Source organism: Paraburkholderia acidipaludis NBRC 101816 (assembly GCF_000684975.1).
GTDB classification, from domain to species: Bacteria; Pseudomonadota; Gammaproteobacteria; order Burkholderiales; family Burkholderiaceae; genus Paraburkholderia; species Paraburkholderia acidipaludis.
The window spans coordinates 105,610-130,953 of sequence record NZ_BAXZ01000004.1 but is presented as its reverse complement, the minus strand read 5'-3'; the positions used below and the strand labels follow the sequence as shown (position 1 = coordinate 130,953).

The window sequence follows — 25,344 nt, the reverse complement described above, 5'->3', positions numbered from 1 at the left end:
CGGGATCGACAGGGAATGCGGCCCGCCCCACCCGCGCGAAACGAGCGGGGCGCGTGCTGTGCGGCCGTTATTGCGCGAGGTAATCGTGAACCACCTCGCCGAGCCCCAGCGTCAGGTCGGCCATCAGGTGGCGAGCTTCCACGATCTCGAGCACCGGCAGATCGGCGACGGGAGCCAGCGCATGCGGCGCAAGCTGAAGCGAAGCCGGCCCGGTCCAGGCGCCCTTCATCGTGATGTCCTCGAGGTAGTAGCGCACGAGTTCGCACACGCGCGCGCTGCCGTCTACGTGCGGAATGATCTTCAGCAGATAGTTCGCACCGGCAAGCCGCTTGGCCTGGTCGACGATGTCGAGTTCCTTGTGCTTGTAGCCCATGGTCCCCGTCGCGACGCGCACGGGACCGTAGTCGAGCGTGCCGAGCAGCGTGTCGATGTGCGTTTCGAGCGTGGGATTGGCGAGCTTCTTGGGGAAGCCCCACAACTCGCGGCCGCCCGCGATGGGCGGATGGTCGTTCAGATACATGGCGAGCGTGTAGCCGCCCTTCACCCCGTTGAATTCGACCGGGATCACCTGGCCGCTCTCGGTGTAGTCGCCGAAACCGGTCGAGTCCGGCATACGGATGAACTCGTAATGCACGTAGGGATCGGTCACCTTGAGCGGCTCGGGCACGATCTCGCGCAACCGGTCCATATCGGTGCGATACGTGATGATCAGGAACTCGCGATTGACGAAGCGGTAGGGTCCCATGGGGAACGCCGGGCTCGTCAACGGCATGGCAAACGCTTTCGATCTCACTTCACTGGACTTCATCCGTATTCCCCTTTTGCCTGGGTTGCATGCGACGCGGTTTCAAAGATCACCGTGCCGGCATGACCGGCACGGTGATCTGCGTTGACTTTACCTCAACGGTAAAGTTGCCTGCCCGCAGCGCGGCAATTGACGGATGTTAAGAACGAGGGGCATATCGCCAGCCCGTTCAGGAGAAGCGATCGACCTCTTCGCGAGTCGGAATGGAAGGCTGGGCGCCCGCGCGCGTGACCGAAATCGCCGCCGCCCGTTGCGCGAGCCCGATCGCGGCGTCGAGCGGCTGACGCGCCGCCAGTTGCGAAGCGAACACGCCGATGAAGGTGTCGCCCGCAGCCGTCGTGTCGACGGCGCGCACTTCCGGCGCGGCGAAGTGCGCGCCCTCGCCGCCCTCGCGCAGCAGATACGCGCCCTGCGCTCCGAGTGTGACGATTACGTTACGCGCGCCGGCGCGCTGCAGTTCCGCGGCCGCGCGCCGCGCGCCGCTTTCGGATTCCACCGGCAGGCCGGCCAGAATCGCGGCCTCCACTTCGTTCGGCACGAGATAGTCGATGAGCGGCATCCACTCGGCGGGCAACGGTTCGGTCGCCGGCGCCGGGTTCAGAACCGTGGTCTTGCCGAGGCGCCGCGCGAGCGCAAGCGTCGCGTGCACGGCGTCCCACGGCGATTCGAGCTGACACACCACCACGTCGGCCGCGCGCAGCGTCGCCTCGTGGCGCTGTACCTGCGCGGGCGTGAGCTCGCCGTTGCTGCCCGCCACGACGACGATCGTGTTCTGCCCTTCGTCGGAAACCGTGATCAGTGCCACGCCGGTCGGCTGCGTCCGGCTTACCTCGACACCCGCGCAGTCGATGCCCTCGGCCTCGAGATCGTGCAGCCGCTGGCCGCCGTTCGCATCGCTGCCGATGCAGCCCACCATCGAAACCTGCGCGCCGATGCGCGCGGCCGCGACGGCCTGGTTGGCGCCCTTGCCGCCCGCCACCTGCGAAAACTCATGCCCGCCGATGGTCTCGCCGGGACGCGGCAGATGCGGCGCACGCGCGACGAGATCGGTGTTGATGCTGCCGACCACTACGACCCGGCCCGCTTTTTCTGCTTTAGACAAAATCATTCTCCTGTCCATTGGCGCGTCTGCGCCCATGACCGATTATGCGGCACGGCGCCGGCTGCGATAGGTGTCCACCACCACCGCGATCACGATCACGGCGCCGGTGATGATCCGCTTGGTCGGCTCGCTCGCGCCGATCTGCGCGAGGCCCGCGGCCAGCACGGAAATGATCAGTACACCGAAGAAGGTGCTCGTGACCGAACCGCGTCCGCCCATCAGGCTCGTGCCGCCGATCACGACGGCCGCGATCACCTGCAGCTCGAGCCCGTCGCCCGCGTTCGGGTCGGCGGCTTCGAGGCGCGAGATCTGGAACAGCGCGGCGAGCCCCGAAAGCAGCCCCATCAGCGCGAACACCGCAATCTTGTACGGACGCGTATCCACACCCGCAAGCCGCACCGCCTCCTCGTTGGTGCCGATCCCCACGAGGTAGCGGCCGAACACGGTGCGCGTGAGCACCCACTGCGCGACGAGCATCACGGCAATGGCGATCAGGAAGGCCGGCGAAATGCCGAACGCGATCGGGTTCGAGAGAAAGTCGAGCGAGTCGCCGATATAGGCCGTGCGCGAGTTCGTCAGTTGATACGCGAGCCCGCGCGCCGCTTCGAGCACGCCGAGCGAGACGATGAACGACGGAATGCGCCAGCCCACCGTGATCGTGCCCGTCACGCAGCCCGTGAGCGTCGCGCCCGCCATGCCGAACAGCGCGGCCGGAATCGCGGGCCAGTGCCATTGCAGCGAAGCGACGCTCGTCACGGCAGCGCCGAGCGCGAGCACCGAGCCGACCGAGAGATCGATGCCGGCGATGATCAGCACGAACGTCATGCCCACCGACATCACGACGAGGTCGGGAATCTGGTTCGCAATCGTGCTGAACGTGTCGTAGGTGAGGAAGTGCGAACTCAGCAGCGAGAACAGGACGATCATGCCCGCCAGCGCGCCGATCAGGCCGAGGTAGTTCGAAAAACCGCCGCGCTCGCGCGCCGGCTTCGTTTTGCCGGGGGGCTCTTGCTGCGCGGTCGGCAGGCTCGTTTGCGTAGTCATGCTCAATGCTCCATCAGGTTCTCGTCGGGTGCCGCCGCATTGGCCGCGCCCGCTTGCGTCATGGATTCGCTGCTTGCGTAGCCCGCGAAAGCCGCGGCGAGCAGCGAGTCCTGGGTCCAGCCGCCGCGCTCGAAGATGCCGGTCAATCGTCCCGCCGACATCACGCCGATGCGGTCGCAGATCGCCATCAGCTCGCGCAGGTCGCTCGACACGACCACGATCGCGCGGCCCTCGCGCGCAAGCGCGCCCAGCAGCGTATAGATGTCGAAGCGCGCGCCGACGTCGATGCCGCGCGTGGGCTCGTCGAACAGCAGCACCGTGCAGTCGCGCGCAAGCCAGCGGCCGATCACGACCTTCTGCTGGTTGCCGCCCGACAGTTCCGCCACGGCCTGCGCGGGGCCCGACGTGCGGATGCGCATGGCGTCGATCATCTTCTGCGCGAGCGCGGCCTCGCGGCCGCCGTCGATCACGCCGCGCTTCGCCACCGCGCCCACGTTGCCGAGCGACACGTTGGCCGCAATCGATTGCGGCAGCAGCAGCCCTTCGCCCTTGCGGTCCTCGGTGATCAGCGCGATGCCGCGCTTCACCGCATCGACGGGCGAGTTCAGCGTGACGGGTGCGAGCGGCGCGCCGCCGTGCGCGATCGACACGGTGCCGGCGTCCGCGCGGTCCGCGCCGAAGATGAGGCGCAAGAGCTCGGTGCGGCCCGCGCCAATCAGGCCGCTAATGCCGAAGATCTCGCCGGCCCGCACCTCGAACGACACGTCGCGCACCGCATGGCCGCGCGTCATGTGCTCGACCTTGAGCGCGGCGCCGCCCAGGCGCCGCTCGCCCAGGTCGATCTCTTCGCCCACGTCGCGCCCCACCATCAGCGTGACGAGACGCTCGCTCGTGAGCTCGCGCATCGCGCCCACGTGCACGAGCCGCCCGTCGCGCAGCACCGCCGCACGTTCCGCAATGCGCTGCAGTTCTTCGAGACGGTGCGAGATATAGATCATCGCCACGCCGCGCGCCTTCAACTGCGCGATCTGCGCGAACAGCAGGTCGACCTCGCGCGCGGTCAGCATGGCCGTGGGCTCGTCGAGTATCAGCACGCGGCAGTCGCCGATCAGGTTGCGCGCGATCTCGACCATCTGCTGATGGCCGATGCCGAGCTCGCCGACCAGCGTGTCCGGATGGATCGCCTCGAGCCCGACCTGCGCCATCGCGCGGCGCGCGTCCTCGCGCAGCGTCGCGCGGTCGATGCGGCCGCCAAGCGAACCCAGCAGGCCGCGGCGCGGCAGGCGGTTCAGAAACAGGTTTTCGGCGATCGTCAGCGTGGGCAGCAGGTTCAGCTCCTGCATCACCATGCGCACGCCAAGCGCCTCCGCTTCGCTGCGGCTGGCCGGCGCATAGGCCTCACCGCCCAGCGTCATCGCGCCCTCGGTCGGCGTCACGAGACCGCCGACGATCTTCGAAAGCGTGCTCTTGCCGGCGCCGTTCTCGCCGGTCAGCGCGAGCACTTCGCCCGCATGGAGTTGCAGCGATACGCCGGCCAGCACCGGCGCGGCATAGGTCTTGCCGACACCCTGCACGTTCAGCACGGGCACGGCGTCGTGGGAAGGCTTGAGAGGAAGGGACATCGCGTAACCGCTGCGCACGAATGGCGCTCAGACAGGGTCCGGACGGCGGCCACCGCGTGGCGGCGCGGCCAGGACCCAGGGGGAGATTACTTCGTCACGAGATCGACCGGCGTTTCCACCACGCCGGCGAGCTCCGACTGCTTCTTGTGATCGGCCAGGGCCTTGAGCGCCGTATCGATGCCGAACACGGCCTGCTTCGCCGCGTACTGGTCGGCGGTGGCGAGCACGCGGCCGTCCTTGAGCATCGGCTTGATGGCGTCGATGTCGTCATAGCCGACCACGTACACCTTGCCCTGCTTGCCCGCCGCGCGCACCGCCGACACGGCGCCGATGGCCATGTTGTCGTTGCCGCACAGCAGCGCCTTGATGTTCGGATACTCGTTGAGCATGGCGGACGCCACCGCATTGCCCTTGTCGATTTCCCACTCGCCCGACTGCACCGAGTCGATCTTCGCGCCCACCTTCTGCATCGCGGCCTTGAAGCCCGCCGTGCGCTGCTGCGCGTTGGTGGTGGTCGAAACGCCTTCGACGATGCCCACTTCGTCGCCGGCCTTGAGCTTCTGCGCCAGGTAGTCGCCCACCTTCTCGGCGCCCTTGGCGTTGTCCGGGCCCACGAACGGCACGTTCAGGTCTTTCGACTTGAGCACGTCCGGGTCGAGCCGGTTGTCGATGTTCACGACGATGATGCCGGCGTCCACCGCCTTCTTCACCACCGGCACGAGCGCCTTCGAATCGGCCGGCGCCAGCACGATCGCGTCCACCTTCGAGACGATCATCTGCTCGACGATCTGGATCTGCGCGGCCGTATCCGTCTCGTTCTTGATGCCGTTCGTCACGAGGTCGAACTTGCCGCTGTTGTGCGCCTGGTAGTCCTTCGCGCCGGTTTCCATCGTCAGGAAGAACTCGTTGGCGAGCGACTTCATCACGAGCGCGACTTTGGGCTTGTGGGGCGTCTGTGCGAGAGCCGGCGCCGCGGGCAGGACCGCGCAGGCGACGAGCGTTGCGGTGGCCACGATGGCGCGGCGGCGTGAGGCTTTGAAGGATTGAGTCATGGTTGTCTCCGTGTCGCCCGTGCGTCTCTACCCGGGGGTAGCCGACGAGTCGTCTGGCGGTTTTCCGTTTGTTGGCGTTCGTTTCCATTCACGGGCGTGTCGCCTGCTGCCTCTGCACAAACCCGCTCGAAAGCACGTGCGGCGGCAACGGCATGAGGGCGCCCCGGACTGAATCCTATCGCCGCGGATCGGGTTATGCTATGCCAAATTTCAAAACTTGCCGTTACAAAAATGGAACACATCGACTGGGACGATCTGCGGCTGCTGGTGGCAATCGCCCGCGAAGGCACGATGCGCGCGGCCGCCCAGGCCTGCGACCTGAGCGCGCCCACCCTCTCGCGCCGCCTCACCGAACTCGAGCGGCGCCTCGGGGAACCCCTGATCGACCGCGTGCCCTCAGGGTGTACCCCTACGGCCTTCGGCGCGAAGGTGCTGGCCGCGGCCGAGCAGATGGAAGACCTCGCGAACCAGATTGCGCGCGCGGGCGACGCAACGGGCCACGCCGGGCCGCGCGGGACGGTGCGCATCAACGCGTCCGAATGGCCGTCGTACATGCTGCTCAAGCTGCTCGGGTCGTTCCAGGACCGTCTGCCCGGCCTCGCGATCGAAGTGCTGACCTCGCGCCGGCGCTACAGCCTCGCGCGGCGCGAAGCGGACATCGCGCTCTGGACGGAATGCCCCGACGAAGGCGACCTCTACGTGCGGCGCATCGGCCGGATCCGCTTCGGGCTCTATGCGTCGCGCGACTACTTCCTGCGGCACAAGCAGGCGATCGCGCGGCGGGAATGGGAGAAGCTCTCGTTCGTCGGGCCCGACGAACGCCAGGCCGACCACCCGGTCGCGCAATGGCTGGGCAGCCTGCCGGGAGCGAGCGCGCCGTCGCTGCGCACGAGCTACGGGATGGGCGTGCTCGACGGCGTGCTGGGCGGCTCCGGGCTCGGCGTGCTCGCGCAACTGGCGGGCAGCACGACGAACGATCTTGTTTGCGTGGAGAAGCACATCCGGTCGCTCGACCAGGACGTGTGGCTCGTGCAGCACCCGGCACTGCGCGACAGCGACCGGATGCGCACGGTGGCGAACCTGCTCGCGGAGATTTTCCGCTAACGGCGGTGAACGCGCCGCCGGGCCGAGGCGCCGAGGCTCACGTAAAAAGCTTCGTGAGAGCCGGCACGCTCAGCACGGCCGTGTAATAGCCCATGAACTGCACGCCCGTATTGAGCCCGAAGGCCCGCGACAGCAGGCCGCCCACGAGCCCGACCGTCACCACGACGAGCAGCCCGGCCAGCTGGCCCTCCCAGAAGCCGATCACGACGATCAGACCGACGAAGGTCGCGATGATGGCCTCGTGACTCAGGCGCCGCGCAACGAACGAAGCGGCCCGATGCGCGAAGTTCATCGAGAGCGGATACGCGATCACCGCCGCCAGCACGATCGCCAGCAGGCCATAGCCAAGGAACGCGCCCGGCGTGAGCAGCGTGTGGAGGTTGTGGATCTGCCCGTCCGCGCCGCTCACGGTGAAGCGCGGCGGCGCATTGAACAGCGGCGCCGCCGGGCCCGCCGCCACCGGGCTCAGCGGCAGACCGAACGCGATGAGCGGAATCAGCGCTTCGGCGATATAGGTGGCTTCGGTCACGCCGTTGCGCACCGCGATGACCGTCGTGAGCCGGTGGTAGGCCTGGTGAATGCGCGAGGCCACCGCTTCGCCCAGCACGACCGTCATGGCGACGGGACTGAAGACGAAGGTCGCGCTCGAAACCGCGGCGGCACCTACGGTCAAGCGAGCCTGCCTCGGGTCGAGCACCTTCAGCGGATTCGGGAAGTACCCGCGCCAGCCTTTGATGTCCGGCGCGAGCGAGAACGTGCGCGGCCCGTCGCGCCGCATCGCCGTGCGGCTCATGGGCGAGAGCAGCGCGAACAGGTCGGTAACGAGCGGCCCCACCGCAATGCCGAGGAAGTAGCTCACGCCTAGCTTCACGTGATAGTGCGCCGTGACGGCCTGCAGCCCCATGATGACGAACACGAACGGCACGAGCGCCGCGACCGCGGCCCAGCGCCCCGCCGAAAGATACGCGATAGCGACGGCGGCGATCAGGAACACCCACGGCACGATGGGCGTGATCTTCGCGCCGAACGGCGCGAGCACCCAGGCAAACGCCACCGCGAGCGGCACGGCGACGAAGGCCGCGACGATCGCGCCCGAGACCATCTTGCGCAGCGCGATATGCGGCACGCCGAGATTGCGCAAGGCGATGGCCTCGTCCATCAGCGGCACGGCCATCGTGTCGCCGGGAATGCCGAGCAGCGCGGTCGGGATGGCATGCGTCATGTGCTTGGACACGGCGCCCGCCATGAAGAACGTGAAGACGCCGGCGGGCGGCACGCCCAGCAGCGCGACGAGCAGCGTGAGCGGCGCGATCGTGGTGGTTTCGTCGGTGCCGGAAACGAGGCCGATGGCCGCGAACACGATGGCGCCGGTCACGCCCATCGCCACGGCGACCCAGATGTCGTGAATGAGCGGTGTCATCGTGCCACCTCGCCGGTGCGACTGGGTGCGGCTTCATGCGAGACCTGCGGCGAGGCCGTCGGCCGGGCCGCCGCGCGGCGCGCCTCGACGCCGGCGAAGAGATCGTAGAGGCCCACTTCCTTCATCTCGGCCGCCACGTAGGGAGGCAGCGTTTCGATGGCGCCCTGCGGGCCCGACTCGGCGACGAGCCGCTCGATCAGCTCCGCGCGCCGGCCTTCGTCCGAGGCCTCTTCGACCACGATGCGCTTGGGCTTGAAGAGCTTCGCGCAGACCGCGCCGGCCAGGAGACAACCGCCGAGACCCGCGAGCATCGCATACGCGCGCGCCATCGCTGCCTCGGCGACGACCGGCTGCAAGAGCCACAGAGCCAGCTCAAAGGCCCCAAAGCTGATGACGACGCCCAGCACCACCGACCAGCCGAGCTGCGCCGCATCGACCGTGTCGCCCCATACCTCCACATAGCGCGGACGAGCGCCCGCGGCGGCCTCGCGGCCGCGATCCCTTGCTGCTGTCATGTCTCCTCCATCGAGGGCGTTATTGTCTTCCCGGAGCGGGCCGGGGGTCCTTCCCGTACTGCTTGTCCGTCCGTCTTACGCGTCGCGCTGCTCCGCGAGCAGCCGCGCCGCAAAGTCGACGCGCACGTCTTTCGCTTCGACCATGCGGTGCACGATCCGGTCGATATCGGCACCCGTGGCGCCCACCGCGAGCGCGATATTGCGCGCATGCAGCGCCATGTGGCCGCGCTGGATGCCCTCGGTGGCCAGCGCGCGCAAGGCGCCGAGATTCTGCGCGAGCCCCACGGCAACGGCGACCTCGGCGAGATCCTGCGCCGACTTCACGTCCATGATCTTCAAGGCCAGCCGCGCGAGCGGATGCGTCTTCGTCGCGCCGCCCACGAGCCCCACGGGCATCGGCATCTCGATGGTGCCGACAAGGTCGCCGTTGGCCGCCGTCTCCCACGTGGTCAGCGACGTATAGCGGCCGCTGCGGCTCGCATAGGCATGCGCGCCGGCTTCGACGGCGCGCCAGTCGTTGCCGGTCGCCACGATGATGGGATCGATGCCGTTCATGATGCCCTTGTTATGGGTCGCGGCGCGGTACGGGTCGATCGCCGCGAAGAGGTACGCGTCCATCACCCCGGCAATCACCTCCGGGCCCGAGTATTCGCTCGTGCCCAGCGTCTCGGGCCGATAACGCACCTGCGCGCGGGCGAGGCGCAGATCGGCGAGATTCGACAGGATGCGCAGGCGAACCTTGCCGCGCGTGATCTGCTCGATGCGTCCCGCCAGGGCTTCGGCCATCGTGTTGACGGTGTTCGCGCCCATCGCGTCGCGCACGTCCACGATCAGATGCGCGATCACCATCGCGCCGCGCGGCGTGTCCGGAAACACGTGCACCTCGATGTCCCGGCAGCCGCCGCCCAGATCGACCAGCACCTTGTCGCGGCTGTTCGCGAGCTCGATCAGCTCCTGCCGGTGAGCGAGGATCGACAGGCGCACCCCGTAAGGGTCGCTCACGTCGACGATCTGGATCTGCGCGCGCATCAGCGGCCCGGTGCTCGAGGTGCGAAAGCCGCCGTTCTCGCGCGCGAGCTTCGCCATGAACGATGCGGCCGCAACGATAGAGGGCTCTTCCACGGCCATCGGCACCAGCACGTCACGGCCGTTGACCTGGAAATAGCCCGCCACCGCGAGCGGCAGTTCGAACGTGCCGATCACGTTCTCGATCATGCCGTCCGCCGTCTCGGGCGGCAGCGCGCCGGGGCGGGACAGGAGCACCCGGTCGGCGTCGGACAGGCCGGCGACGGTGGCGACGTGCTGCAGCCGCTGCGTGGGCGTGAGCTTGCGGAAATTGGGGAGTTTCGAATCGATGCCCATCGGAATCCTCTGACTGGATTGGCCGTCGCCCCGGCGGCGGCGCTGCCGAGGCCGCTTGCGGATGACATTGGAATGGGCGAATAATAGGCCGACTGTACCCATACGAAAGGTACACTTTTGCCAAACAGTTAGGCAGGTGTACCCTGGACACCCGCCCCTTTGCGTAGCGAGGACTCAGACATGGCACGCTCGGGACCGAGCCTCGTGCATTCCATCGCGGACAATCTGACCAGACAGATCGAAGACGGGCTCCTGAAGCCCGGCGACAAGCTGCCTTCAATCAGGGAATACGCTGAGGGAAACGGTTGCTCGAAGAACACGGTGATCAGCGCATTCGACCTGCTGACGGCGAACGGCCTGATCGAGCCGCGGCGCGGCGCCGGCTTCTTCGTCGCCCGCGCGGCGCGCCCGCAAGCCGAGGATGTCGAAGCGTCGACGCTCGATCACGCCATGGACATCGTGTGGCTCATGCGCGAGCAGTTGCAGAGCAAGACCGACTACCTGAATCTCGGCGAAGGCTTTCCGCCCATCAAGTGGCTGGAGGAAACGCGGCTGGACCAGTTCCACCAGCGCGTGGTGCGAACCGGCGTGGGTTCGCTGTTCCGCTACGGCAGCCGCTACGGCTACCTGCCGCTGCGCCAGCATCTGCAGCACAAGCTGGCGGGCTACGAGATTCACGCCACGCCGCAGCAGATCGTCCTCACGCACGGCGCGAACCAGGCAATGGACCTTGTGCTGCGCTACTTCGTGCGGCCCGGCGACACCGTGCTCGTGGACGATCCCGGCTACTACACGCTGTTCGGCAAGCTCAAGCTGAGCGGCGCCGTCATGCTGGGCGTGCCGCGCATGACGGACGGCCCCGACATCGACACGCTCGCGGCGCTCGTGAAGCAACACCGGCCGAAGCTCTTTTTCACGCAGTCGGTGGGACACAACCCCACCGCGACCGACACGAGCGCCGCCAAGGCCCACCGCATCCTGCAACTGGCCGAGGCGCACGACCTCGTCATCGTCGAAAACGACGCGCTCGCCGACTTCAAGCCGCGCCCCATGACGCGCATCGCCACGCTGGACCAGCTGCGCCGCACGATCTATATCGGAAGCTTTTCGAAGTCCGTTTCCGCCGCGCTCAGGGTGGGCTTTCTCGCCTGCGACGCGGAGCTGGCCAGCGACCTCGCCGACGTCAAGATGCTCACCCACGTCAGCAGTTCGGAGTACTGCGAACGCACGCTGGAGGTGATTCTGAGCGAAGGGCATTTTCTGCGGCACACCAACCGCATGCAGGACAAACTGCGCCGCGCCACGGCGGCCGGCATCAAGGCGCTCGAAGAAGTGGGCGCGGCCATCTATCGGCCGACCGAGCAAAGCCTGTATCTATGGGCGCGGCTGCCGGGGCACGACGATTCGATCGAACTCGCGCGCGCGATGCTCGACCGCAGTGTGATCCTCGCGCCGGGCACCGTGTTCTCCCCGCAGAGCGATCATCCCTCGCCGTGGTTTCGATTCAATGTCGCGTATCTGAACGACCCGCGCTTCGCCGCTGCGCTGAGGGCGATCGAATCGGCTTGAGCGTGGCGGATGTGGGCCGGATGTGGGCCGGGTGCGTGCCATGTGACCGCCCGGGCAGGCAAAAATTTCCGGATCGACGACGTCGGTGCTGCCGGCGTTGTTTGGCATGGCCTTTTTCGCCTGGGTTATACCCGGAAACACTATTCCAGGTCCTTCAGGACGTGCTAGAAAGAACCGATATCCCGGAAGCACCACTGAAAGTCCGATCCGGCGATTGGAGAATCCTGAGCGAACGGTCGCACGGAATCCCGAGGTGAAAGTATGGAAAAGAAAACGCTCGTCGCGGTAACCGCCGTGCTGATGTCTTCTTTCGGCGCCCTGCATCTCGAATCCGCCCGCGCCGCCGATGCCGCGGCCTCAGCTTATGAGGACTCGAGCGTCGACGCCTCTCTCGATCCCGGCGAAGAGCGCATCTCCACTTATGAAAACGATCAGGCGCGCCTGAAAGACCTGCGCTATGCGTATTTCATCGGCTATAACGCGCGCGCCAGAGAAGACTCGAAGTCCTATGCGAACCTGGCTGACGAGGTGAAGCATCCGCAGAAGCAGCTTGCCGCGGCGCCCCTGCCGGTATCGCCAAAGCCGGCTGCCGCGCGGGTTGCGCCTGCCAGGCGGGTCGCCGTGCAAGCGGCTCCGCTGAAGCAGGTTTCCGCGCCGGCCACGCCGCCGAAGCGGGTTGCCGCGGCGCGAGCCACGCCGCCAAGGCAAGTCCTGGCGCGGGCCGAGCCTGTGCCGGTAAAGCGCGTTTCCACGCAGGTCGAATCTGTGCCGCCCAAACACGTCCTGGTGCCGGTCGCGTTGGTAAAGCCGCCTTTACCGACCAGGCGGGCCGAGGCGCAACCTGTGCCGCTGAAGCAGGCTTCGACGCGGGCCAGGCCGTCGAAGCTGTTTGGCCCCGAATCCGAGCCGCCGATACTGGTTCCGACGCAAGCCGTGACGGCATTGCCGGAGTCGAAATCAGACACGGACAATGCGCAGGTAACGCAGAGCCACGATTTGCAGAATGCCCGGCGGGCGGTGCCGCAGTATCGGCAGGCCGACGAGGCGCCGCAATACGGCGCGGAGCAGGAAACTCAGCCGTCTCCTGCGGCGCAGAATGGGCAAGCTCGGCAATATCAGAATCGGCAGCCCCAGCAATACGCGGCGGCGCCGGCCTACAACCAGGCGTCGACCGAGTCCCAGGAATCAGGGGAGTACGGCGGGCGGGAATACGCGCCGCCGCCACCGCCGCCCCGCACCGTTCAGGCCAACCAGTACGGGCCTGCGCAGTATCCGCCCGCCCAGTACCAGCCGGCTTACGCGCAGCCCGCCTACGTACCCAGGCCGCCCACTCAAGCCGTGGCCCAGCGGGTTGTCGTCGTAGCCCCCCCGCCTGGCTGGCAGGAATATAACCAGATGTACACGCCGCCTGAACTGCGGCGGCCGTACCCCGCCGGTTACGGGAATTCGCCGCAGCCGGCCGGGTATCAGGAATGGGAGTAGGTGCGTTTTCACTAACTTCGGCACCGGAAAGTGCGTGCAAGCACACGCATGCACTTCGCGCCCTCACTGCGTCTTCGTGCGATACACCGACGGCCAGTCATTCATCAGGAGACCGATGCAAGCACCTTCAAAGCGGTCCGACGCCAACACGAAATTCGTACCGTCGAAAGCCCACGTCGTCGAATCGCCGCAATCGCCCATGCTGCGAGCCCGATCGAAGCTGATGAGGCCGCCCTCGCTCGTGTTGTAGAACGCGCCCGTCAACTGGTTCCGCGGCACAGAATCGCCGTCGTCGCCGGTCCCGGTGTTGCCGGGCAGCGCCAGCGGCTTCGCGGCAAACGGCGGCGCGCGGCGCACGCGGTACCAGAGGCTCACGTCGTTATACGCCGAGGTGTCGCCGCATGCGAGCGAGACCAGCGCCTCGCTCGCCGAAAGCGCGACGGCGCGGCTGCCGTCATGGAGCCCCTTCGTGTCGTCCGTTGCGCCGTTGTCCGCGTCGCATTGCTCGACGTCCGCATGTACGCTCGCGTAGGTGGCGTCGATCAGCCGGTGCTGTTCGGCTGCGGAGAGATCGGGTACGGGCGGCGCCGCTTTGACGACGGGCAGCGGATTTGCGGCCGGCACCGACGAAGCGGGCGCCGCGCCCGCGCGACGCCACGCGGTCACGGTCCCCACGCGGCCTTGCATGTCGTCGATGGCCAGCAGCGCCGCGCTCAAGCCGGCCAGCGAAACGCCCGGCGTGCCCGATGCCGCCGGATCGCCAAAGCTCATCATGTGCGCATCGTGAGCGGCCTCGATCCAGGCCGAGATCGTGGCGGGGTCTTCCGTGGCGAGCCGGTATGCGTAGGTCTGCGCCGTCTTGTCCTGCCACGCTTTCGCTTTCGACGGGTCGAAGCGGAACGCGTGACCGTCGAGCCGCATCTGATCCGCGCGCAGCGGCTTGTCTGCCGCAACCTGCAACTTCATCGCGCCATCCGGGCCGGCGTCGCGCCACAGCCATACGACGAGACGGGTGTTGTCCTCATCGGCGCCTATGGCCGCGCAGCGCTTCACGTTGTCGCAAACGACCTCCCAGCCCTTGAAATCGCGCCCGGACGAAGCGCCTTTGGCGGCGGCCGTCGCCACCGTCGACACCCCCGCCAACGCGATGAGAATGAGCAACCGGCAAAATGCGATCATGTAGGTGTTCTGATTAGTGAGCAACAGGGTCGAGGCCCGTCGACTTGACCACCGTCTGGGCGTCAGCCGAAGAAAGAAAGTCGAGCAGCTTTTTGGCCTCGGCCGGATGCGGCGCGTTGACAGGAATGCCCGCCGCGAAGCGCGTCACCGACTGCACCGACTCGGGAATCCGTCCAACGAAGGTCACGCCGGGAACGGGCAGCAACTCGCTCACCTGTTGCAGACCCAACTGATACTCCCCTTTCGCGACAACGCTGGCCACGGGAATCCGCGGGATCATCGTGGCCCGCCCTTTCATCTGGTCTGCAATGCCGAGCTTGCTGAAAAGCTGCTGCTGCACGTAGACGCCGCTCGCGCTGTCCGAATACGCAACGGATTGCGCATCGAGCAACGCCTTCTTGAGGCCCTCCACGGTGCTGATGTCGGGCACCGGCGCCCCGCTCTTGACCACCATCCCGATGCGCGAGTCCGCCAGTTCCACGCGCGATGACGGAACCACCATGCCGCGCTTGATGAGGTCGTCGAGCGCATAGCCCACCATGATCACCACGTCGGCCGATTCGCCGCGGTCGAGCCGGTTCGGAATAGCCTGGGGCGTCTTGCCCATCGAGGGTCCGCGGATCGTATCGAGCGTGTCGCCGGTGGCCGCCGTGAATTTCGGGCCCAGCAACTCGTAAGCGGCCGTGAAACCGCCGGACGTCATGACGCGCAGTTCTTCCGCCTGCGCGGCGTGAGACAGCAGAGCGGCAACATAGAGCAGCGCGGCAAAACTCTTTAGCAAAGTTTTCATGTTCGAGGCAAAGAAGAAATTGAAAGGCATTTCCTGCAAGACGTTCCGCGAGGCCAGCCGGATCACTTCCGTTTCGCGGCAATTCTAGCGCCAAGCCCGACCGAGGGGTGTGCCGCCGGCCCGCCGCAAGCTATGCCGGAACTGGCGAGTCTGATATGCCGAAAATGAGCATCCCCACGGCAAGGGCGAAGACTATGATTGTTTCCGAACACCAGTTCGATGACCGCCGGGCCGACACCCCCAGGAGATCGTGAGGGTCGACGCACGAAGTGCCGTCGCGACGGGCCCGCAATTGAGCGGTGACGTGCGGAGTCTGCAATCTCCGCTGTTTTTATGAAGCAATGCTAAGCAAATAGGGATTACTCCATGAATGAGCAGACCCGGCCGTTGATCGGATTCATCGGACTCGGCGCCATGGGCTGGCCCATGGCCTCGTGCCTGATCAAAGCAGGCTACCCGGTGGCGCCGTACGACGTGCGCGCCCCGCATCGCGCGAAATTTCTCGCCGAAGTCGGCGGCGTGGAACTCGCGTCGCTCGCGCAGATCGGCGAACGTTGCGACGTGGTGATCGACATTCTGCCGAACAGTTCCGTCGTCGAGCAGGTACTGTTCGCCGACGACGGCGTGGCCGCAACGATGCGGCCCGGCACGACGGTCGTCGACATGACGTCGGGCCGTCCGGACGCGACGATCGCGTTTGCGAAGCGCCTTGCGGAAAGCGGCATCCGCCTCTTCGACGCGCCGGTGTCCGGCGGCGTGCCGCGCGCAACGAGCGGCGAGCTGACCATCATGGCCGGCGGCGAGCGCGCGGTGATCGACGACATGATGCCTGTACTCAATGCGATGGGGTCGGTGATGCGCACCGGGCCGCTCGGCTCCGGCCACGCGATGAAGTCGCTGAACAATCTCGTTTCGGCAGGCGGCTTCCTGATCGGCATCGAGGCGTTGCTGATCGGCACGAAGTTCGGCATCGACCCGGAAAACATGGTCGATATCCTCAATGCCTCCACCGGCGTCAACAACAGCACGCAGAAGAAGTTCAAGCAGTACGTCATCTCGCGCGGGTTCAATTCCGGCTTCTCGATCGAGCTGATGGTGAAGGATCTCGTGATCGCGCTCGATATCGCGCAGCAACGCGGCATCAACGTGCCGTTCGCTTCGCTGTGCCGCGAGCTGTGGGGCGGCGCCTCGGCGCTGCTGGGACCGCAGACCGATCATACGGCCGTGGCGTTGATGAGCGAGCGCCTGGGCGGCGTGGAGATCCGTCGATCATGAATGCGAGGACCCAGCCTGCCGTCGCCCGCGACGTGACCGCGCAACTGGCGGCCTGCGTGGTCGACAGTACCCCCGACGCGCTTCCCGCGGCCACGGTCGCGGAAGCGAAGCGCGCCCTGCTCAATATCACCGGCTGCGCGCTGGGTGGCTGCACGCATCCGGCCATGGACATCGCCATCGGCGCATTGGGCACCTATGCGGGGGCGCCCACGGCCAGCGTGCCCGGCCGCACCGAGCGCTTCGATCCGCTGTTCGCTTCCCTGCTGAACGGCATCAGCACTCATGTACACGACTACGACGATACGACGCCGCGCAACTACATTCACAACAGTTCGCCGGTGGCGTCCGCGCTGTTCGCCTATGCGAGCGTGAACCCGGTGAGCGGACGCGACTTTCTACATGCGTTCGTTCTTGGCTTCGAAGTCAGCTCGCGCATCGGCAATGCGACGTACCCGGCGCATTACGAAGCCGGCTGGCATAGCACGGGCTCGATCGGCGTATTCGGCGCGGCGGTGGCGATCGGGCGTCTGCTCGGACTCTCGAAGCCGCAGATGATCCATGCGATCGGCCTCGCGGCCACCCAGTCTTCAGGACTACGCGAGATGTTCGGGTCCATGGCGAAGTCGTTCCATCCCGGCCGCGCGGCGCAGAGCGGCTATATGGCGGCGCTGCTCGCGCAGCGCGACTTCACGGCGGGCCTGCACGGGCTGGAAGGGCCGCGCGGTTTCGCGGCGGTCGAGGCCAGCGCCTACGACCTCGCCAAAGTGACCGACGGTTTCGGTACGGAGTTCGATCTTTCGTACAACGCCTATAAGCCGTTCCCTTGCGGCATCGTGATCCATCCGACCATCGACGCGTGCATTCAACTGCATCGCGAGCATGCGCTGAAAGCCGACGAGATCGCCGCGATCCGGCTGCGCGTCGCGCCGCTCGTGAAGGATCTGTGCAACAAGCAGCACATCACCTGCGGGCTCGAAGGCAAGTTCTCGATCTATCACGCGGCCGCCATCGGCCTTGCACGCGGCAAGGCAGGGCTCGACGAATTCGCCGACAACGTTGCGACCGACCCGGTGCTCATGCGGCTGCGCAATCTGACCGAAGCCACCGCCGACGCGCGCGTAAGCGAGGACGCCGTCGAAGTCGAGGTGCAATTGACGGACGGCCGCGTGCTGCACAAGACGCTCGCGCAGTCGATCGGCAATCTGGCGCGCCCGATGAGCAATGCGGATCTCGAAGCCAAGTTCTACGACCAGACCCGCGTGATCACCCGCGACGTCGCCGGCCGCGTCATCGAGCATTGCTGGCAGATCGACCGGCTGGCCGACGTGCGCGAGCTGATCCGTCTGACCGTGCCGCCCCATTGAATGCGGGGCACGCTGGCGCCTGCATAACTATTCATATCAAGGAGACATCATGTACACGAGGCAACCTGGCGTCGGGCAGCGGCTGGATGCGCTCGCGATCGGGCCTTTCCACCGGCATCTGCTGGCGCTGATCGCGGGCGGCATGTTCTTCGACGCGTTCGACAACTATCTGTCCGGCGGCGTACTGGGGGCGCTCGTCAACGCGGGCATTTCGGACATCCATCTCAATGCGCTCTTCATTTCGATGGGGTTTGTCGGCCTGACGATCGGCGCGTGGATGGCGGGCATACTCGGCGACCGCTTCGGCCGCCGGTTTTCCTACCAGTTCAATCTGATGGTGTTCGGCGTCGGCTCGATCGCGGCGGCCCTTTCCCCTTCGATGGGCTGGCTCGTGTTCTTCCGCTTCGTGATGGGGCTGGGACTGGGCGCCGAAATCGTGGTGGGCTACAGCACGCTGATCGAGTTCATTCCCGCCCATTCGCGCGGGCGCTATGCCGCGATCCTGAACCTGATCACGAACCTCTCGCTATTCCTCTCGGCCATGGCGAGCTACGTGGTGATCCCGCATTTCGGCTGGCGCTGGATGTTCGTGATCCCAGGCGTCGGCGCGCTCGTCGTCTGGTATCTGCGCAAAGCGCTGCCGGAGTCGCCGCGCTGGCTGGCTTCGGTCGGGCGCACCGAGGAGGCCGATGCGATCGTGCGCGACATCGAAAGCCGCAGCGCGCGTGCCGGCGATCCGGCGCTGATCCCGCAGGCCAGTCCCGACCGCGGCCAGCTCGGCGAACTGTTCGCGCGCGGCCAGTTGAGCCGCACGATTGTCGGCATCGCGGTCGTCGTGATCGGCTTTTCGGTGATGTACGCGTTCGTCTCGTGGGTGCCGACGCTGCTCGTGAAGCGCGGCTTCGACATTTCGCATTCGCTGCTGATGACGTCCGTGATGTTCGCCGGCGGCCCGGTCGGTTCGCTCATTTCGTTCGCCATTGCCGACCGGTTGGGCCGCAAATGGGGCCTCGTGCTGTTTTCCGTGCTCGGCGCGGTATTCGGCATCGTGTATCCGTTCGCGACCAGCATGGCGACGATCGCCGCGTTCGGCTTCGCCGTCACGGTCTGCATCTACGTGCTCTCGGCGCTGGGCCTCGCGACCTACACGCCCGAACTGTTTCCGACGCGGCTGCGCCTGCGCGGCATGGGGTTGTGCAACGCGCTCGGGCGGCTCGCCAACGTCGGCGTTCCCTATGCGGTGGTGGCGGTCTTCTCGATAGCGGGCCTGTTCGGCGTGGTGTGCTTCATGGCCGGCATGTTCGTACTGCTTGCCGTCGTACTGCTCGTGCTGGGCGTGGAAACACGGCTGCGCTCGCTCGAAGAAGTGCACGCCGAAATGCCGGTATCCGGCGACGTACCCGCGGAATCGATCCCTCCGGCAGTTCGGGCCACCCGTTAGCGCCGCCATCCCTGGCTTTACAGAACACTCACTCACTTTCACGGAGCGAAACAGCATGAACGCACGCAATACCCACGCCGAATTTTCCGGCGACGACGCACTGTTCGAGCGCGGCATGGAAATCCGCAAGGCGATTCTCGGCAACGCCTACGTCGAAAAGTCGATGAGCTCTGCCGACGACTTCAACATGCCCATGCAGCGCCTGACCACGGAGTACTGCTGGGGCGGCGTATGGGGACGCGACGACATTCCGCGCAAGGTGCGCAGCCTGTTGAATCTCGCGATGATCAGCGCGCTGAACCGGCCGCACGAACTGAAGATGCATATTGCGGGCGCGCTGCGCAACGGCGTCACACGCGAAGAAATTCGCGAGGTGTTTTTGCAGGTGGCGATCTACTGCGGCGTGCCGGCCGGTGTCGATTCGTTCCGGCTCGCGCGTGAAGTGTTCGCGGAACAGGCGGCCAGCGCCTGAGCCCTGCCAACAGACCGCCGATGGAACGCACGATGCCCCCCTCCGCTTACCGCGTCTATGCGATCCGGTATGCGTCGCTCGAACGGCGCTCGCCGGACAACTTCATCGGCGGCGACGAGCACGACACCGACATGCCGCTCGCCTACTACGTGTGGGCGATTGTCGGCGGCGGGCGCACGCTTGTCGTCGATACCGGGTTCGACCGCGACGTCGGCGCGCGGCGCGGTCGCGAGATGCTGCATCCGGTCGAAGCAGGACTGCTTGCGCTCGACATCGCGCCGGATACCGTGCGCGATGTGATCATCACGCATATGCACTACGACCACGCGGGCAACCACGCACTATTGCCGCACGCGCGCTTTCATCTTCAGGATAGCGAAATGGCGTTCGCGACCGGCCGCTGCATGTGCCACCGTATGCTGCGCGGCGCGTACGAGGCCGACGATGTCGCCCGGATGGTTCAGCGCGTATTTGCCGATCGCGTGCAGTTCCACGATGGAGCCGGCGAAGTCGCGCCCGGCGTCGAGGTGCACCATATCGGCGGGCATACGCGCGGGCTGCAGGTCGTGCGCGTCTTCACGGAGCGCGGCTGGGTCGTGCTCGCTTCCGACGCGAGCCATTTCTATGCGCACATGGACGAAGGGCGCGTGTTTCCGATCGTCTACCAGATCGACGCACTGCTCGAAGGCTATGCGACGCTGCGCCGCCTGGCCAGTTCGCCGGCGCATATCGTGCCGGGGCACGATCCGCTGGTGCTTCAGCGCTACCCGGCCGCGCGGCCGGGCACCGAAGGCTGGATCGTGCGGCTCGACGTCGACCCGGTTAGCTGAACTCAGATTCCGGTCGGCGACCAATGACCGTCGTCGATCAGCCGCTCGATCTGCCGGTGCGCCATGCGCATCAGCATGCGCGCCACGCGCGTCACTGGCCGCTGCGTGGAAGTCGCCATCACGAGCGAGCGCGTCATCGTGGGCTGCACGATTCGCCAGCAGCGAATGCGCCCGTCCACCACGAGCTGATGCACACACGAATACGAAAGAATCGTATAGCCAAACCCCGCCTCGACCAGATGCAGCGTGGAAGGCATCGCGTTGATTTCGAGCTTGGGGTTGGCCGCGAGGTCGGCCTTCGCGAGCACGCGGTCGAGCATCACGCGCAAACTATGCGGACGGCTCGGCAGGATCATCGGCAGGTCGGCAAGACGTTTCGCGGCCACCGCGCCGTCGCCCACCCCGGCGGGATCCGATGCCGGACCCAGCAGGAAGATTTCGTCGGTAAGCAGCGGATCGGTAGCCAGCGCGCGCAGCCGGGGCGCGTTGTACAGGATGGCCACGTCGATCGCGCCGGTCATCAGCCAGTCGAGCACATGGCCGCTAAAGCCCTCGACGACGCCAAGCGCGGCGTCCGGCAGTTCATGCCGGAACTGCTGGACAAGCGGCGTGGTCAGCACGGCGGCCACCGAAGGCGGCATGCCGATCACCACGCGCCCGGCCGGCGACACGCGCAGCATCCTGATCTCGACTTCCGTGTCGTGGAGCGTGTCGACAACGCGGCGCGCCTGCTGCTCCAGAATGCGCCCCGCTTCGGTCAACGTGACGCCGCGCCCGGTGCGATGCAGCAGCGGCGTGCCCATCTCCTCTTCGAGCGCCTTGATCTGCCGGGTCAGAACCGGCTGGCCGATCGAGAGCAGGATCGCCGCCCGCGACAGCGTGCCGGCTTCCGCGATCTTGAGGAAATACTGCAACTGCCGAAGCTCCATCGGAAAGACTCCTGGGATGCTTGATCAATCAGTTACCAAGGACTGCGAGGCGATTTTCACAGCGCATTTATAAAACCGCCACCGCCTCTACCTCGACCTTCAGACCGAAATGCAGCGGACCCGTTGGAACGACGGCTCGGGAAGGACGTGCCTCGCCGGCCCAATCGGTATATATGCGATTGAATTCAGGCCAGTTGGCGATGTCGTCGACGTAGACGCGAACCTGCACCAGCCGGTCGATGGAACTGCCTGCGGCGAGCAGCGCTTGTTCCACGTTGTCGAGTACCTGTTGAACCTGCCCGGCGAAGGGACTGTCGATCAGCCGCGTTCCGGCGACGGTAATGGGCAGTTGGCCCGAAACGAAAACCAAGCCGTTTGCGACCGTCACGTGGCTATAGTGGCCGCCAGGCGTTGCAAGCCCAGGGGTAGCGGGATGCACGGGCTCCTGCGAACGATTTTCACCAGCCATGAAAGCGTCTCCATACAGTAAGTTCCCCGGTCGGTTCCAGGGCATGGTATTCGGGAAATTGCGCACCCGTCGCACAAGCGTGATTCGGCAGGATGCGCAGTCGTGTGCCAACCGGAAAGCGTGCTTCGAGGTCGCCTTCGTGAGGGGCGTGACCGGCAGGGGCCAGAATGCCGTGCTCCTGGTTAGCGCCCATCATCAGGTAGCCGTCGAGCGGGGTGCCGTCCAGTGTACAGGGCAGTCCGTAGCCGAAATCGCGGGATTGCTTCGACGTGCCGCGATCGCGACTCATCGCCATCCAGCCCGCGTCCACGATAATCCATCCCTTGTCCTGCTGATGGCCGATGACGGTGGTGAGCACGCTGAGCGCGAGATCATCGATCGCACATACCCCGACGTTATGCATCACGAGATCGAAAAATGCGTAAACGCCGGCGCGGACTTCGGTGACGCCATCCAGGCGGCTTGCGGCCAGCGCGGTCGGCGTCGAGCCGACGCTGACGTTCTCGCAAGCAATGCCGGCAGCACGCAGGCGTTGTGCTGCGCGCACACAGCCGGCACGTTCCTGCCCGGCGAGCGCCGCCAAGGCTTCCTGCGTGTTCAGTTCGTAGCTCGAGCCGGCGTGTGTCATGACGCCGCCGATCTTGACGCCGCCCGCCTGCAGAATACGGCCGATTTCCAGCAACGCATCGTCTTCGGGCGTGATGCCGGAGCGATGACCGTCGGTATCGACTTCGATCCACACTTCGGGCGGTTCACCCACGTTCACGTCGCGGCAGAACGCCACGATACCCGCAGCGGCGCCGGCATTGTCGACGATGATCTTCAGATCGCACCCCTGCTTCCTGAGCGCCATGGCTCGGGAGAGTTTGGAAGAAACGATGCTGACGGCGTAGAGAATGTCCGTGATGCCCGCCGCGAAGAAGATTTCCGCTTCTTTCAGGGTGGAAACCGTAATGCCTTGCGCGCCGGCCGATAGCTGCGCCCGCACGACGTCGAGACATTTCGACGTCTTCACATGTGGACGGAATTTCACGCCCAGGGCGTTCATCCTCGCCTGCATCAAGGCGATGTTCTTGTTCATCCGGCGGACGTCGATAATGGCCGCGGGCGTATCGAGTGAATCGAGCATCATGATGTTATCGGCTATCAGGGTTGAGTCGCTGGCTCGAAGCCGCTCGCCCATGGGACGAGCGCGTCGAGTGTCGAAGATTCGATTTCCGGCGCCCGCGCGCCGGAAACGAGCGGCAAACCGACCCGGTTGTGCCAATAGGTTCGCAATCCGACGACAGCCGTACCGAACATGTCGTAACTGGAGCCGGCCACGAACGCCGCTTCGTGCGGCGCGACGTCGAGTGCGTCGAGCGCAAGCTGATAAGGACGAGGATCGGGTTTGTAGGCGCCGGCTTCTTCCGCCGTCACGACCGCATCCCATCGTATGGGCAGAATCGCTGCGGCTTGCCGGCCGAGTCGCTTCGAGCAATTCGTCACGACGGCAAGCTTGCAATGAGGCTGCAGTTGCTGCAACGCGGCTACGGCGCCACCCCACGGAGCCAGCTCAAGCCAGTTATCCTCGAGCGCTTGCGGCGCGGACGCAGGAAGGCCGACATGTTGCGCCGCCTGTCCTACCAGCGTTTCATATTCGACGTATTGCCCGCTGCCGTAGGTGAGGCGCAGGTACTCGGCACGCCAGGCCCGGCCGGCCTCCTCCGATCCGGCGGAACGGTTCCAGAGTGTCCAGGAATCGAGCAATGCGGTGAGCAGGTCGAACAGGACGGCTTTCGGATAGCGGGGATGCAGCAAAGCGTCTTCCATGGACATACACCTTGACGGTCGGAATCCAGAGGTTGACTCGATTATAGGTTTCGGCGTCCCGCCATGAGTTAAGGAGAATTAACTCAATAGTTCAGATTGACTAAATATCGAGTATGTCATGCGGCCATGTAATCCCCCGCAGCCGAAGCGTGATCCGCTGCAAGGCACAGCGTCGTCGTCAAACCCGCCACGGCGGGAGCGGCCTGAAGCGTGCCTGCAGGTATTGCATGAAATCCCGGGTTCTTCTCGGCAAGCCGGAGCGGTTGTGCGTCAGGGCGATGACGTTCGCGTCCGGCGCCTTCCATGCGGGCAGCAGACGCACCAGCTTTCCTTGCCGGATATCGTCCGCAACATCCCATTCGGAACGCAGAATGATGCCTCGTCCCTCGCAAGCCCAGCGGCGAATCACATCGCCGTCGTTACAGCTGAGCTTCGACGCGACCCTGACGCTGCGACTGGTCTTGCCTTTGCTGAAGTGCCATAGCGATACGTCTTCATTGTTCTCGCGAAGGACGATGCACGGCAATCGTGCGAGATCGTCAGGCGTGTCCGGATTGCCAAAACGTTTGATGAACGCCGCCGAGGCGCAGACAAATCTCGCGTTGGGTGCAATGGCATGGCCGACGAGATTGGATGCGCGCAGTTCACCGATGTGCACCACGACGTCGAAACGGTCGGCCGCTTCGGTCAATGGCTGGTCGGATAGCGTCAACGCCACGTCGACGTCGGGGTTCTCTTGCTGAAAATCGGCGATGACCGGGGCGAGATACCGGCGGCCGAACCCGAGCGGTGCATTGACCTTCAACGTCCCGACCAATCCGCCTTGGCGAATTCGCAGATCTTCCAGCAGCGTGTCGAATTGCTGGATCAGCTCCGCCCCGCGCTGGCACAACAGCGCACCCTCCTCGGTGAAGATCAACTTGCGTGCGGTTCTGTCGATCAGCCTCGCACCGAGTTTCTTTTCGAGTTGCTGCAGGCGCTGAGTGACCGCGGAGGGCGTGAGGCCCAGCTTTCGCGCAGCGGCAATCAGACTCCCGTTCTGCTGGATGGCAAGGAGAAAACGGATATCGGCAGAATCGGTCATTTGAGTGCCGCCAGGTTCATGAGTCAGGGAATTGAATGGGCCAATCCGAAGAATCGGCAGTCACAACACGTTACACGTGTAATCGCTTGCGAAACCCAATACCGCCGTCCGCGCACTAAACTTCAGCCGCCTCGTTGAAAAACGGCACGGCGACATTCGTGTGACAGCCGCGACCGTTCTCTCCTATCACACGCACGCGGGAACAAGTCGATGATCCGAACGCTCCTCATTCTCACCCTGATCGGCGGCCTGGGCGGTTGCGTCGTCGCGCCGCCTTACGGCTATGCTCCCGCGCCGGGCTACTACTACGGATATGCGCCCGCGTATTATGCGGCGCCACCGGTTAGCGTTGGTATAGGCGGGGTCATTCACGTGCATTGACCGGCTGCAATCACGACGCTCAGTTCGGCGAGGACAAGGAACGCAGAATTAGCAGCCGATCAAGCGTATCTGCCTGTATCTAACCCCACCGTATATGATGGGCTACTGTCGCAGCGGCTTCAACACACCCTTGAGAGCCCCGATATCCGTGCGAGTATCGCCCAATTTGGGGTGATTGAGCGTTACCCTTTGTTTAACCCCGACCACCAATATCAATGATGGCGGCCTTATTCGGCCAATA

The 25,344-nt window shown here is 65.6% G+C and carries 24 protein-coding genes; 9 read left to right on the top strand and 15 right to left on the bottom strand.

The annotated features are described in order from the left end of the window. Window positions 1–67: 67 nt before the first annotated feature. From BAC01S_RS05760 to BAC01S_RS05740, 5 genes are all read right to left on the bottom strand, one after another. Window positions 68–808, bottom strand: coding sequence for an acetoacetate decarboxylase (locus BAC01S_RS05760; RefSeq protein ID WP_027793901.1), 741 nt, complete (start codon window positions 806–808; stop codon window positions 68–70). Between the two features lie 166 nt (window positions 809–974). After that, the gene (gene rbsK, locus BAC01S_RS05755; RefSeq protein ID WP_156954327.1) at window positions 975–1,913 is read right to left on the bottom strand and encodes a ribokinase; all 939 of its coding nucleotides are present in this window, start codon (window positions 1,911–1,913) and stop codon (window positions 975–977) included. A gap of 36 nt (window positions 1,914–1,949) precedes the next feature. After that, the gene (locus BAC01S_RS05750) at window positions 1,950–2,951 is read right to left on the bottom strand and encodes an ABC transporter permease (RefSeq protein ID WP_027793899.1); all 1,002 of its coding nucleotides are present in this window, start codon (window positions 2,949–2,951) and stop codon (window positions 1,950–1,952) included. Window positions 2,952–2,953: 2 nt separating this feature from the next. Beyond that, window positions 2,954–4,573 (bottom strand): sugar ABC transporter ATP-binding protein, encoded by a 1,620-nt coding sequence (locus BAC01S_RS05745; protein ID WP_027793898.1) that lies wholly within the window; start codon window positions 4,571–4,573, stop codon window positions 2,954–2,956. Between the two features lie 86 nt (window positions 4,574–4,659). Beyond that, window positions 4,660–5,625, bottom strand: coding sequence for a sugar ABC transporter substrate-binding protein (locus BAC01S_RS05740; protein WP_027793897.1), 966 nt, complete (start codon window positions 5,623–5,625; stop codon window positions 4,660–4,662). A 231-nt stretch (window positions 5,626–5,856) separates the two neighbouring features. Between BAC01S_RS05740 and BAC01S_RS05735 the strand changes: the two genes are divergently transcribed. After that, window positions 5,857–6,729 carry a LysR family transcriptional regulator gene (locus BAC01S_RS05735; protein WP_027793896.1) on the top strand — a complete coding sequence of 291 codons (873 nt, stop codon included), beginning with the start codon at window positions 5,857–5,859 and terminating at the stop codon, window positions 6,727–6,729. Between the two features lie 37 nt (window positions 6,730–6,766). Here the strand turns inward: BAC01S_RS05735 and BAC01S_RS05730 are convergent, their stop codons facing one another. From BAC01S_RS05730 to BAC01S_RS05720, 3 genes are all read right to left on the bottom strand, one after another. Next, entirely contained in the window at window positions 6,767–8,149 is a 1,383-nt protein-coding gene (locus tag BAC01S_RS05730; RefSeq protein WP_027793895.1) for a tripartite tricarboxylate transporter permease, read from the bottom strand. Further along, complete coding sequence (locus BAC01S_RS30420; RefSeq protein WP_043201310.1) at window positions 8,146–8,664, bottom strand: hypothetical protein; 519 nt, start codon at window positions 8,662–8,664, stop codon at window positions 8,146–8,148. The genes BAC01S_RS05730 and BAC01S_RS30420 overlap by 4 nt, the downstream gene beginning before the upstream one ends. Window positions 8,665–8,739: 75 nt before the next feature. Continuing rightward, entirely contained in the window at window positions 8,740–10,026 is a 1,287-nt protein-coding gene (locus BAC01S_RS05720) for a hydroxymethylglutaryl-CoA reductase, degradative (protein ID WP_027793894.1), read from the bottom strand. 180 nt (window positions 10,027–10,206) lie between these two features. Here BAC01S_RS05720 and BAC01S_RS05715 point away from each other — a divergent pair, with 180 nt between their 5' ends. Continuing rightward, window positions 10,207–11,595, top strand: coding sequence for an aminotransferase-like domain-containing protein (locus BAC01S_RS05715; protein ID WP_027793893.1), 1,389 nt, complete (start codon window positions 10,207–10,209; stop codon window positions 11,593–11,595). Between the two features lie 261 nt (window positions 11,596–11,856). After that, the gene (locus BAC01S_RS33250; RefSeq protein WP_052408697.1) at window positions 11,857–13,077 is read left to right on the top strand and encodes a hypothetical protein; all 1,221 of its coding nucleotides are present in this window, start codon (window positions 11,857–11,859) and stop codon (window positions 13,075–13,077) included. Window positions 13,078–13,140: 63 nt separating this feature from the next. On the opposite strand, the gene BAC01S_RS05705 is transcribed toward BAC01S_RS33250, so the two are convergent. Both BAC01S_RS05705 and BAC01S_RS05700 read right to left on the bottom strand, forming a co-directional pair. Continuing rightward, window positions 13,141–14,256, bottom strand: a complete 1,116-nt coding sequence (locus BAC01S_RS05705) for a DUF1176 domain-containing protein (protein WP_027793892.1) — start codon at window positions 14,254–14,256, stop codon at window positions 13,141–13,143. A 13-nt stretch (window positions 14,257–14,269) separates the two neighbouring features. Further along, a complete protein-coding gene (locus BAC01S_RS05700; protein WP_027793891.1) occupies window positions 14,270–15,046 on the bottom strand; it encodes a substrate-binding domain-containing protein in 777 nt (258 codons plus the stop codon). Between the two features lie 366 nt (window positions 15,047–15,412). Here BAC01S_RS05700 and BAC01S_RS05695 point away from each other — a divergent pair, with 366 nt between their 5' ends. From BAC01S_RS05695 to BAC01S_RS05675, 5 genes are read left to right on the top strand one after another with little or no spacing between them, the layout of a single operon-like run. Continuing rightward, on the top strand, window positions 15,413–16,321 hold the full coding sequence (locus BAC01S_RS05695; RefSeq protein WP_027793890.1) for an NAD(P)-dependent oxidoreductase: 909 nt from the start codon (window positions 15,413–15,415) through the stop codon (window positions 16,319–16,321). Further along, window positions 16,318–17,685, top strand: a complete 1,368-nt coding sequence (locus BAC01S_RS05690; RefSeq protein WP_027793889.1) for an MmgE/PrpD family protein — start codon at window positions 16,318–16,320, stop codon at window positions 17,683–17,685. Before BAC01S_RS05695 ends, BAC01S_RS05690 begins: the two co-directional genes overlap by 4 nt. Before the next feature lie 49 nt (window positions 17,686–17,734). Continuing rightward, window positions 17,735–19,126: an MFS transporter gene (locus tag BAC01S_RS05685; RefSeq protein ID WP_027793888.1), complete on the top strand. Its 1,392-nt coding sequence runs from the start codon at window positions 17,735–17,737 to the stop codon at window positions 19,124–19,126. A gap of 55 nt (window positions 19,127–19,181) precedes the next feature. Further along, entirely contained in the window at window positions 19,182–19,598 is a 417-nt protein-coding gene (locus tag BAC01S_RS05680) for a carboxymuconolactone decarboxylase family protein (RefSeq protein ID WP_043201308.1), read from the top strand. 32 nt (window positions 19,599–19,630) lie between these two features. Beyond that, entirely contained in the window at window positions 19,631–20,428 is a 798-nt protein-coding gene (locus tag BAC01S_RS05675) for an N-acyl homoserine lactonase family protein (RefSeq protein ID WP_027793886.1), read from the top strand. A gap of 2 nt (window positions 20,429–20,430) precedes the next feature. On the opposite strand, the gene BAC01S_RS05670 is transcribed toward BAC01S_RS05675, so the two are convergent. The 5 genes from BAC01S_RS05670 to BAC01S_RS05650 all read right to left on the bottom strand — a co-directional run bounded on the left by BAC01S_RS05670 (window position 20,431) and on the right by BAC01S_RS05650 (window position 24,722). After that, window positions 20,431–21,357, bottom strand: a complete 927-nt coding sequence (locus BAC01S_RS05670; RefSeq protein WP_027793885.1) for a LysR family transcriptional regulator — start codon at window positions 21,355–21,357, stop codon at window positions 20,431–20,433. A gap of 67 nt (window positions 21,358–21,424) precedes the next feature. Beyond that, window positions 21,425–21,826: a RidA family protein gene (locus BAC01S_RS05665; RefSeq protein ID WP_043201306.1), complete on the bottom strand. Its 402-nt coding sequence runs from the start codon at window positions 21,824–21,826 to the stop codon at window positions 21,425–21,427. Further along, window positions 21,816–22,958 carry a DSD1 family PLP-dependent enzyme gene (locus BAC01S_RS05660; protein WP_027793883.1) on the bottom strand — a complete coding sequence of 381 codons (1,143 nt, stop codon included), beginning with the start codon at window positions 22,956–22,958 and terminating at the stop codon, window positions 21,816–21,818. Before BAC01S_RS05660 ends, BAC01S_RS05665 begins: the two co-directional genes overlap by 11 nt. A 14-nt stretch (window positions 22,959–22,972) precedes the next feature. Beyond that, window positions 22,973–23,638 (bottom strand): HAD-IA family hydrolase, encoded by a 666-nt coding sequence (locus BAC01S_RS05655; RefSeq protein ID WP_407667908.1) that lies wholly within the window; start codon window positions 23,636–23,638, stop codon window positions 22,973–22,975. Between the two features lie 178 nt (window positions 23,639–23,816). After that, entirely contained in the window at window positions 23,817–24,722 is a 906-nt protein-coding gene (locus tag BAC01S_RS05650) for a LysR family transcriptional regulator (RefSeq protein ID WP_027793881.1), read from the bottom strand. A gap of 210 nt (window positions 24,723–24,932) precedes the next feature. Between BAC01S_RS05650 and BAC01S_RS35020 the strand changes: the two genes are divergently transcribed. Next, window positions 24,933–25,103 (top strand): hypothetical protein, encoded by a 171-nt coding sequence (locus tag BAC01S_RS35020; RefSeq protein ID WP_169740101.1) that lies wholly within the window; start codon window positions 24,933–24,935, stop codon window positions 25,101–25,103. The last annotated feature ends 241 nt before the right edge of the window (window positions 25,104–25,344 follow it).

Bases quoted from the DNA above. Each gene is read 5' to 3' on its own strand.
- BAC01S_RS05760 (WP_027793901.1), bottom strand. From the start codon at position 808: ATGAAGTCCAGTGAAGTGAGATCGAAAGCGTTTGCCATGCCGTTGACG.
- rbsK (WP_156954327.1), bottom strand. From the start codon at position 1,913: ATGATTTTGTCTAAAGCAGAAAAAGCGGGCCGGGTCGTAGTGGTCGGC.
- BAC01S_RS05750 (WP_027793899.1), bottom strand. From the start codon at position 2,951: ATGACTACGCAAACGAGCCTGCCGACCGCGCAGCAAGAGCCCCCCGGC.
- BAC01S_RS05745 (WP_027793898.1), bottom strand. From the start codon at position 4,573: ATGTCCCTTCCTCTCAAGCCTTCCCACGACGCCGTGCCCGTGCTGAAC.
- BAC01S_RS05740 (WP_027793897.1), bottom strand. From the start codon at position 5,625: ATGACTCAATCCTTCAAAGCCTCACGCCGCCGCGCCATCGTGGCCACC.
- BAC01S_RS05735 (WP_027793896.1), top strand. From the start codon at position 5,857: ATGGAACACATCGACTGGGACGATCTGCGGCTGCTGGTGGCAATCGCC.
- BAC01S_RS05730 (WP_027793895.1), bottom strand. From the start codon at position 8,149: ATGACACCGCTCATTCACGACATCTGGGTCGCCGTGGCGATGGGCGTG.
- BAC01S_RS30420 (WP_043201310.1), bottom strand. From the start codon at position 8,664: ATGACAGCAGCAAGGGATCGCGGCCGCGAGGCCGCCGCGGGCGCTCGT.
- BAC01S_RS05720 (WP_027793894.1), bottom strand. From the start codon at position 10,026: ATGGGCATCGATTCGAAACTCCCCAATTTCCGCAAGCTCACGCCCACG.
- BAC01S_RS05715 (WP_027793893.1), top strand. From the start codon at position 10,207: ATGGCACGCTCGGGACCGAGCCTCGTGCATTCCATCGCGGACAATCTG.
- BAC01S_RS33250 (WP_052408697.1), top strand. From the start codon at position 11,857: ATGGAAAAGAAAACGCTCGTCGCGGTAACCGCCGTGCTGATGTCTTCT.
- BAC01S_RS05705 (WP_027793892.1), bottom strand. From the start codon at position 14,256: ATGATCGCATTTTGCCGGTTGCTCATTCTCATCGCGTTGGCGGGGGTG.
- BAC01S_RS05700 (WP_027793891.1), bottom strand. From the start codon at position 15,046: ATGAAAACTTTGCTAAAGAGTTTTGCCGCGCTGCTCTATGTTGCCGCT.
- BAC01S_RS05695 (WP_027793890.1), top strand. From the start codon at position 15,413: ATGAATGAGCAGACCCGGCCGTTGATCGGATTCATCGGACTCGGCGCC.
- BAC01S_RS05690 (WP_027793889.1), top strand. From the start codon at position 16,318: ATGAATGCGAGGACCCAGCCTGCCGTCGCCCGCGACGTGACCGCGCAA.
- BAC01S_RS05685 (WP_027793888.1), top strand. From the start codon at position 17,735: ATGTACACGAGGCAACCTGGCGTCGGGCAGCGGCTGGATGCGCTCGCG.
- BAC01S_RS05680 (WP_043201308.1), top strand. From the start codon at position 19,182: ATGAACGCACGCAATACCCACGCCGAATTTTCCGGCGACGACGCACTG.
- BAC01S_RS05675 (WP_027793886.1), top strand. From the start codon at position 19,631: ATGCCCCCCTCCGCTTACCGCGTCTATGCGATCCGGTATGCGTCGCTC.
- BAC01S_RS05670 (WP_027793885.1), bottom strand. From the start codon at position 21,357: ATGGAGCTTCGGCAGTTGCAGTATTTCCTCAAGATCGCGGAAGCCGGC.
- BAC01S_RS05665 (WP_043201306.1), bottom strand. From the start codon at position 21,826: ATGGCTGGTGAAAATCGTTCGCAGGAGCCCGTGCATCCCGCTACCCCT.
- BAC01S_RS05660 (WP_027793883.1), bottom strand. From the start codon at position 22,958: ATGATGCTCGATTCACTCGATACGCCCGCGGCCATTATCGACGTCCGC.
- BAC01S_RS05655 (WP_407667908.1), bottom strand. From the start codon at position 23,638: ATGGAAGACGCTTTGCTGCATCCCCGCTATCCGAAAGCCGTCCTGTTC.
- BAC01S_RS05650 (WP_027793881.1), bottom strand. From the start codon at position 24,722: ATGACCGATTCTGCCGATATCCGTTTTCTCCTTGCCATCCAGCAGAAC.
- BAC01S_RS35020 (WP_169740101.1), top strand. From the start codon at position 24,933: ATGATCCGAACGCTCCTCATTCTCACCCTGATCGGCGGCCTGGGCGGT.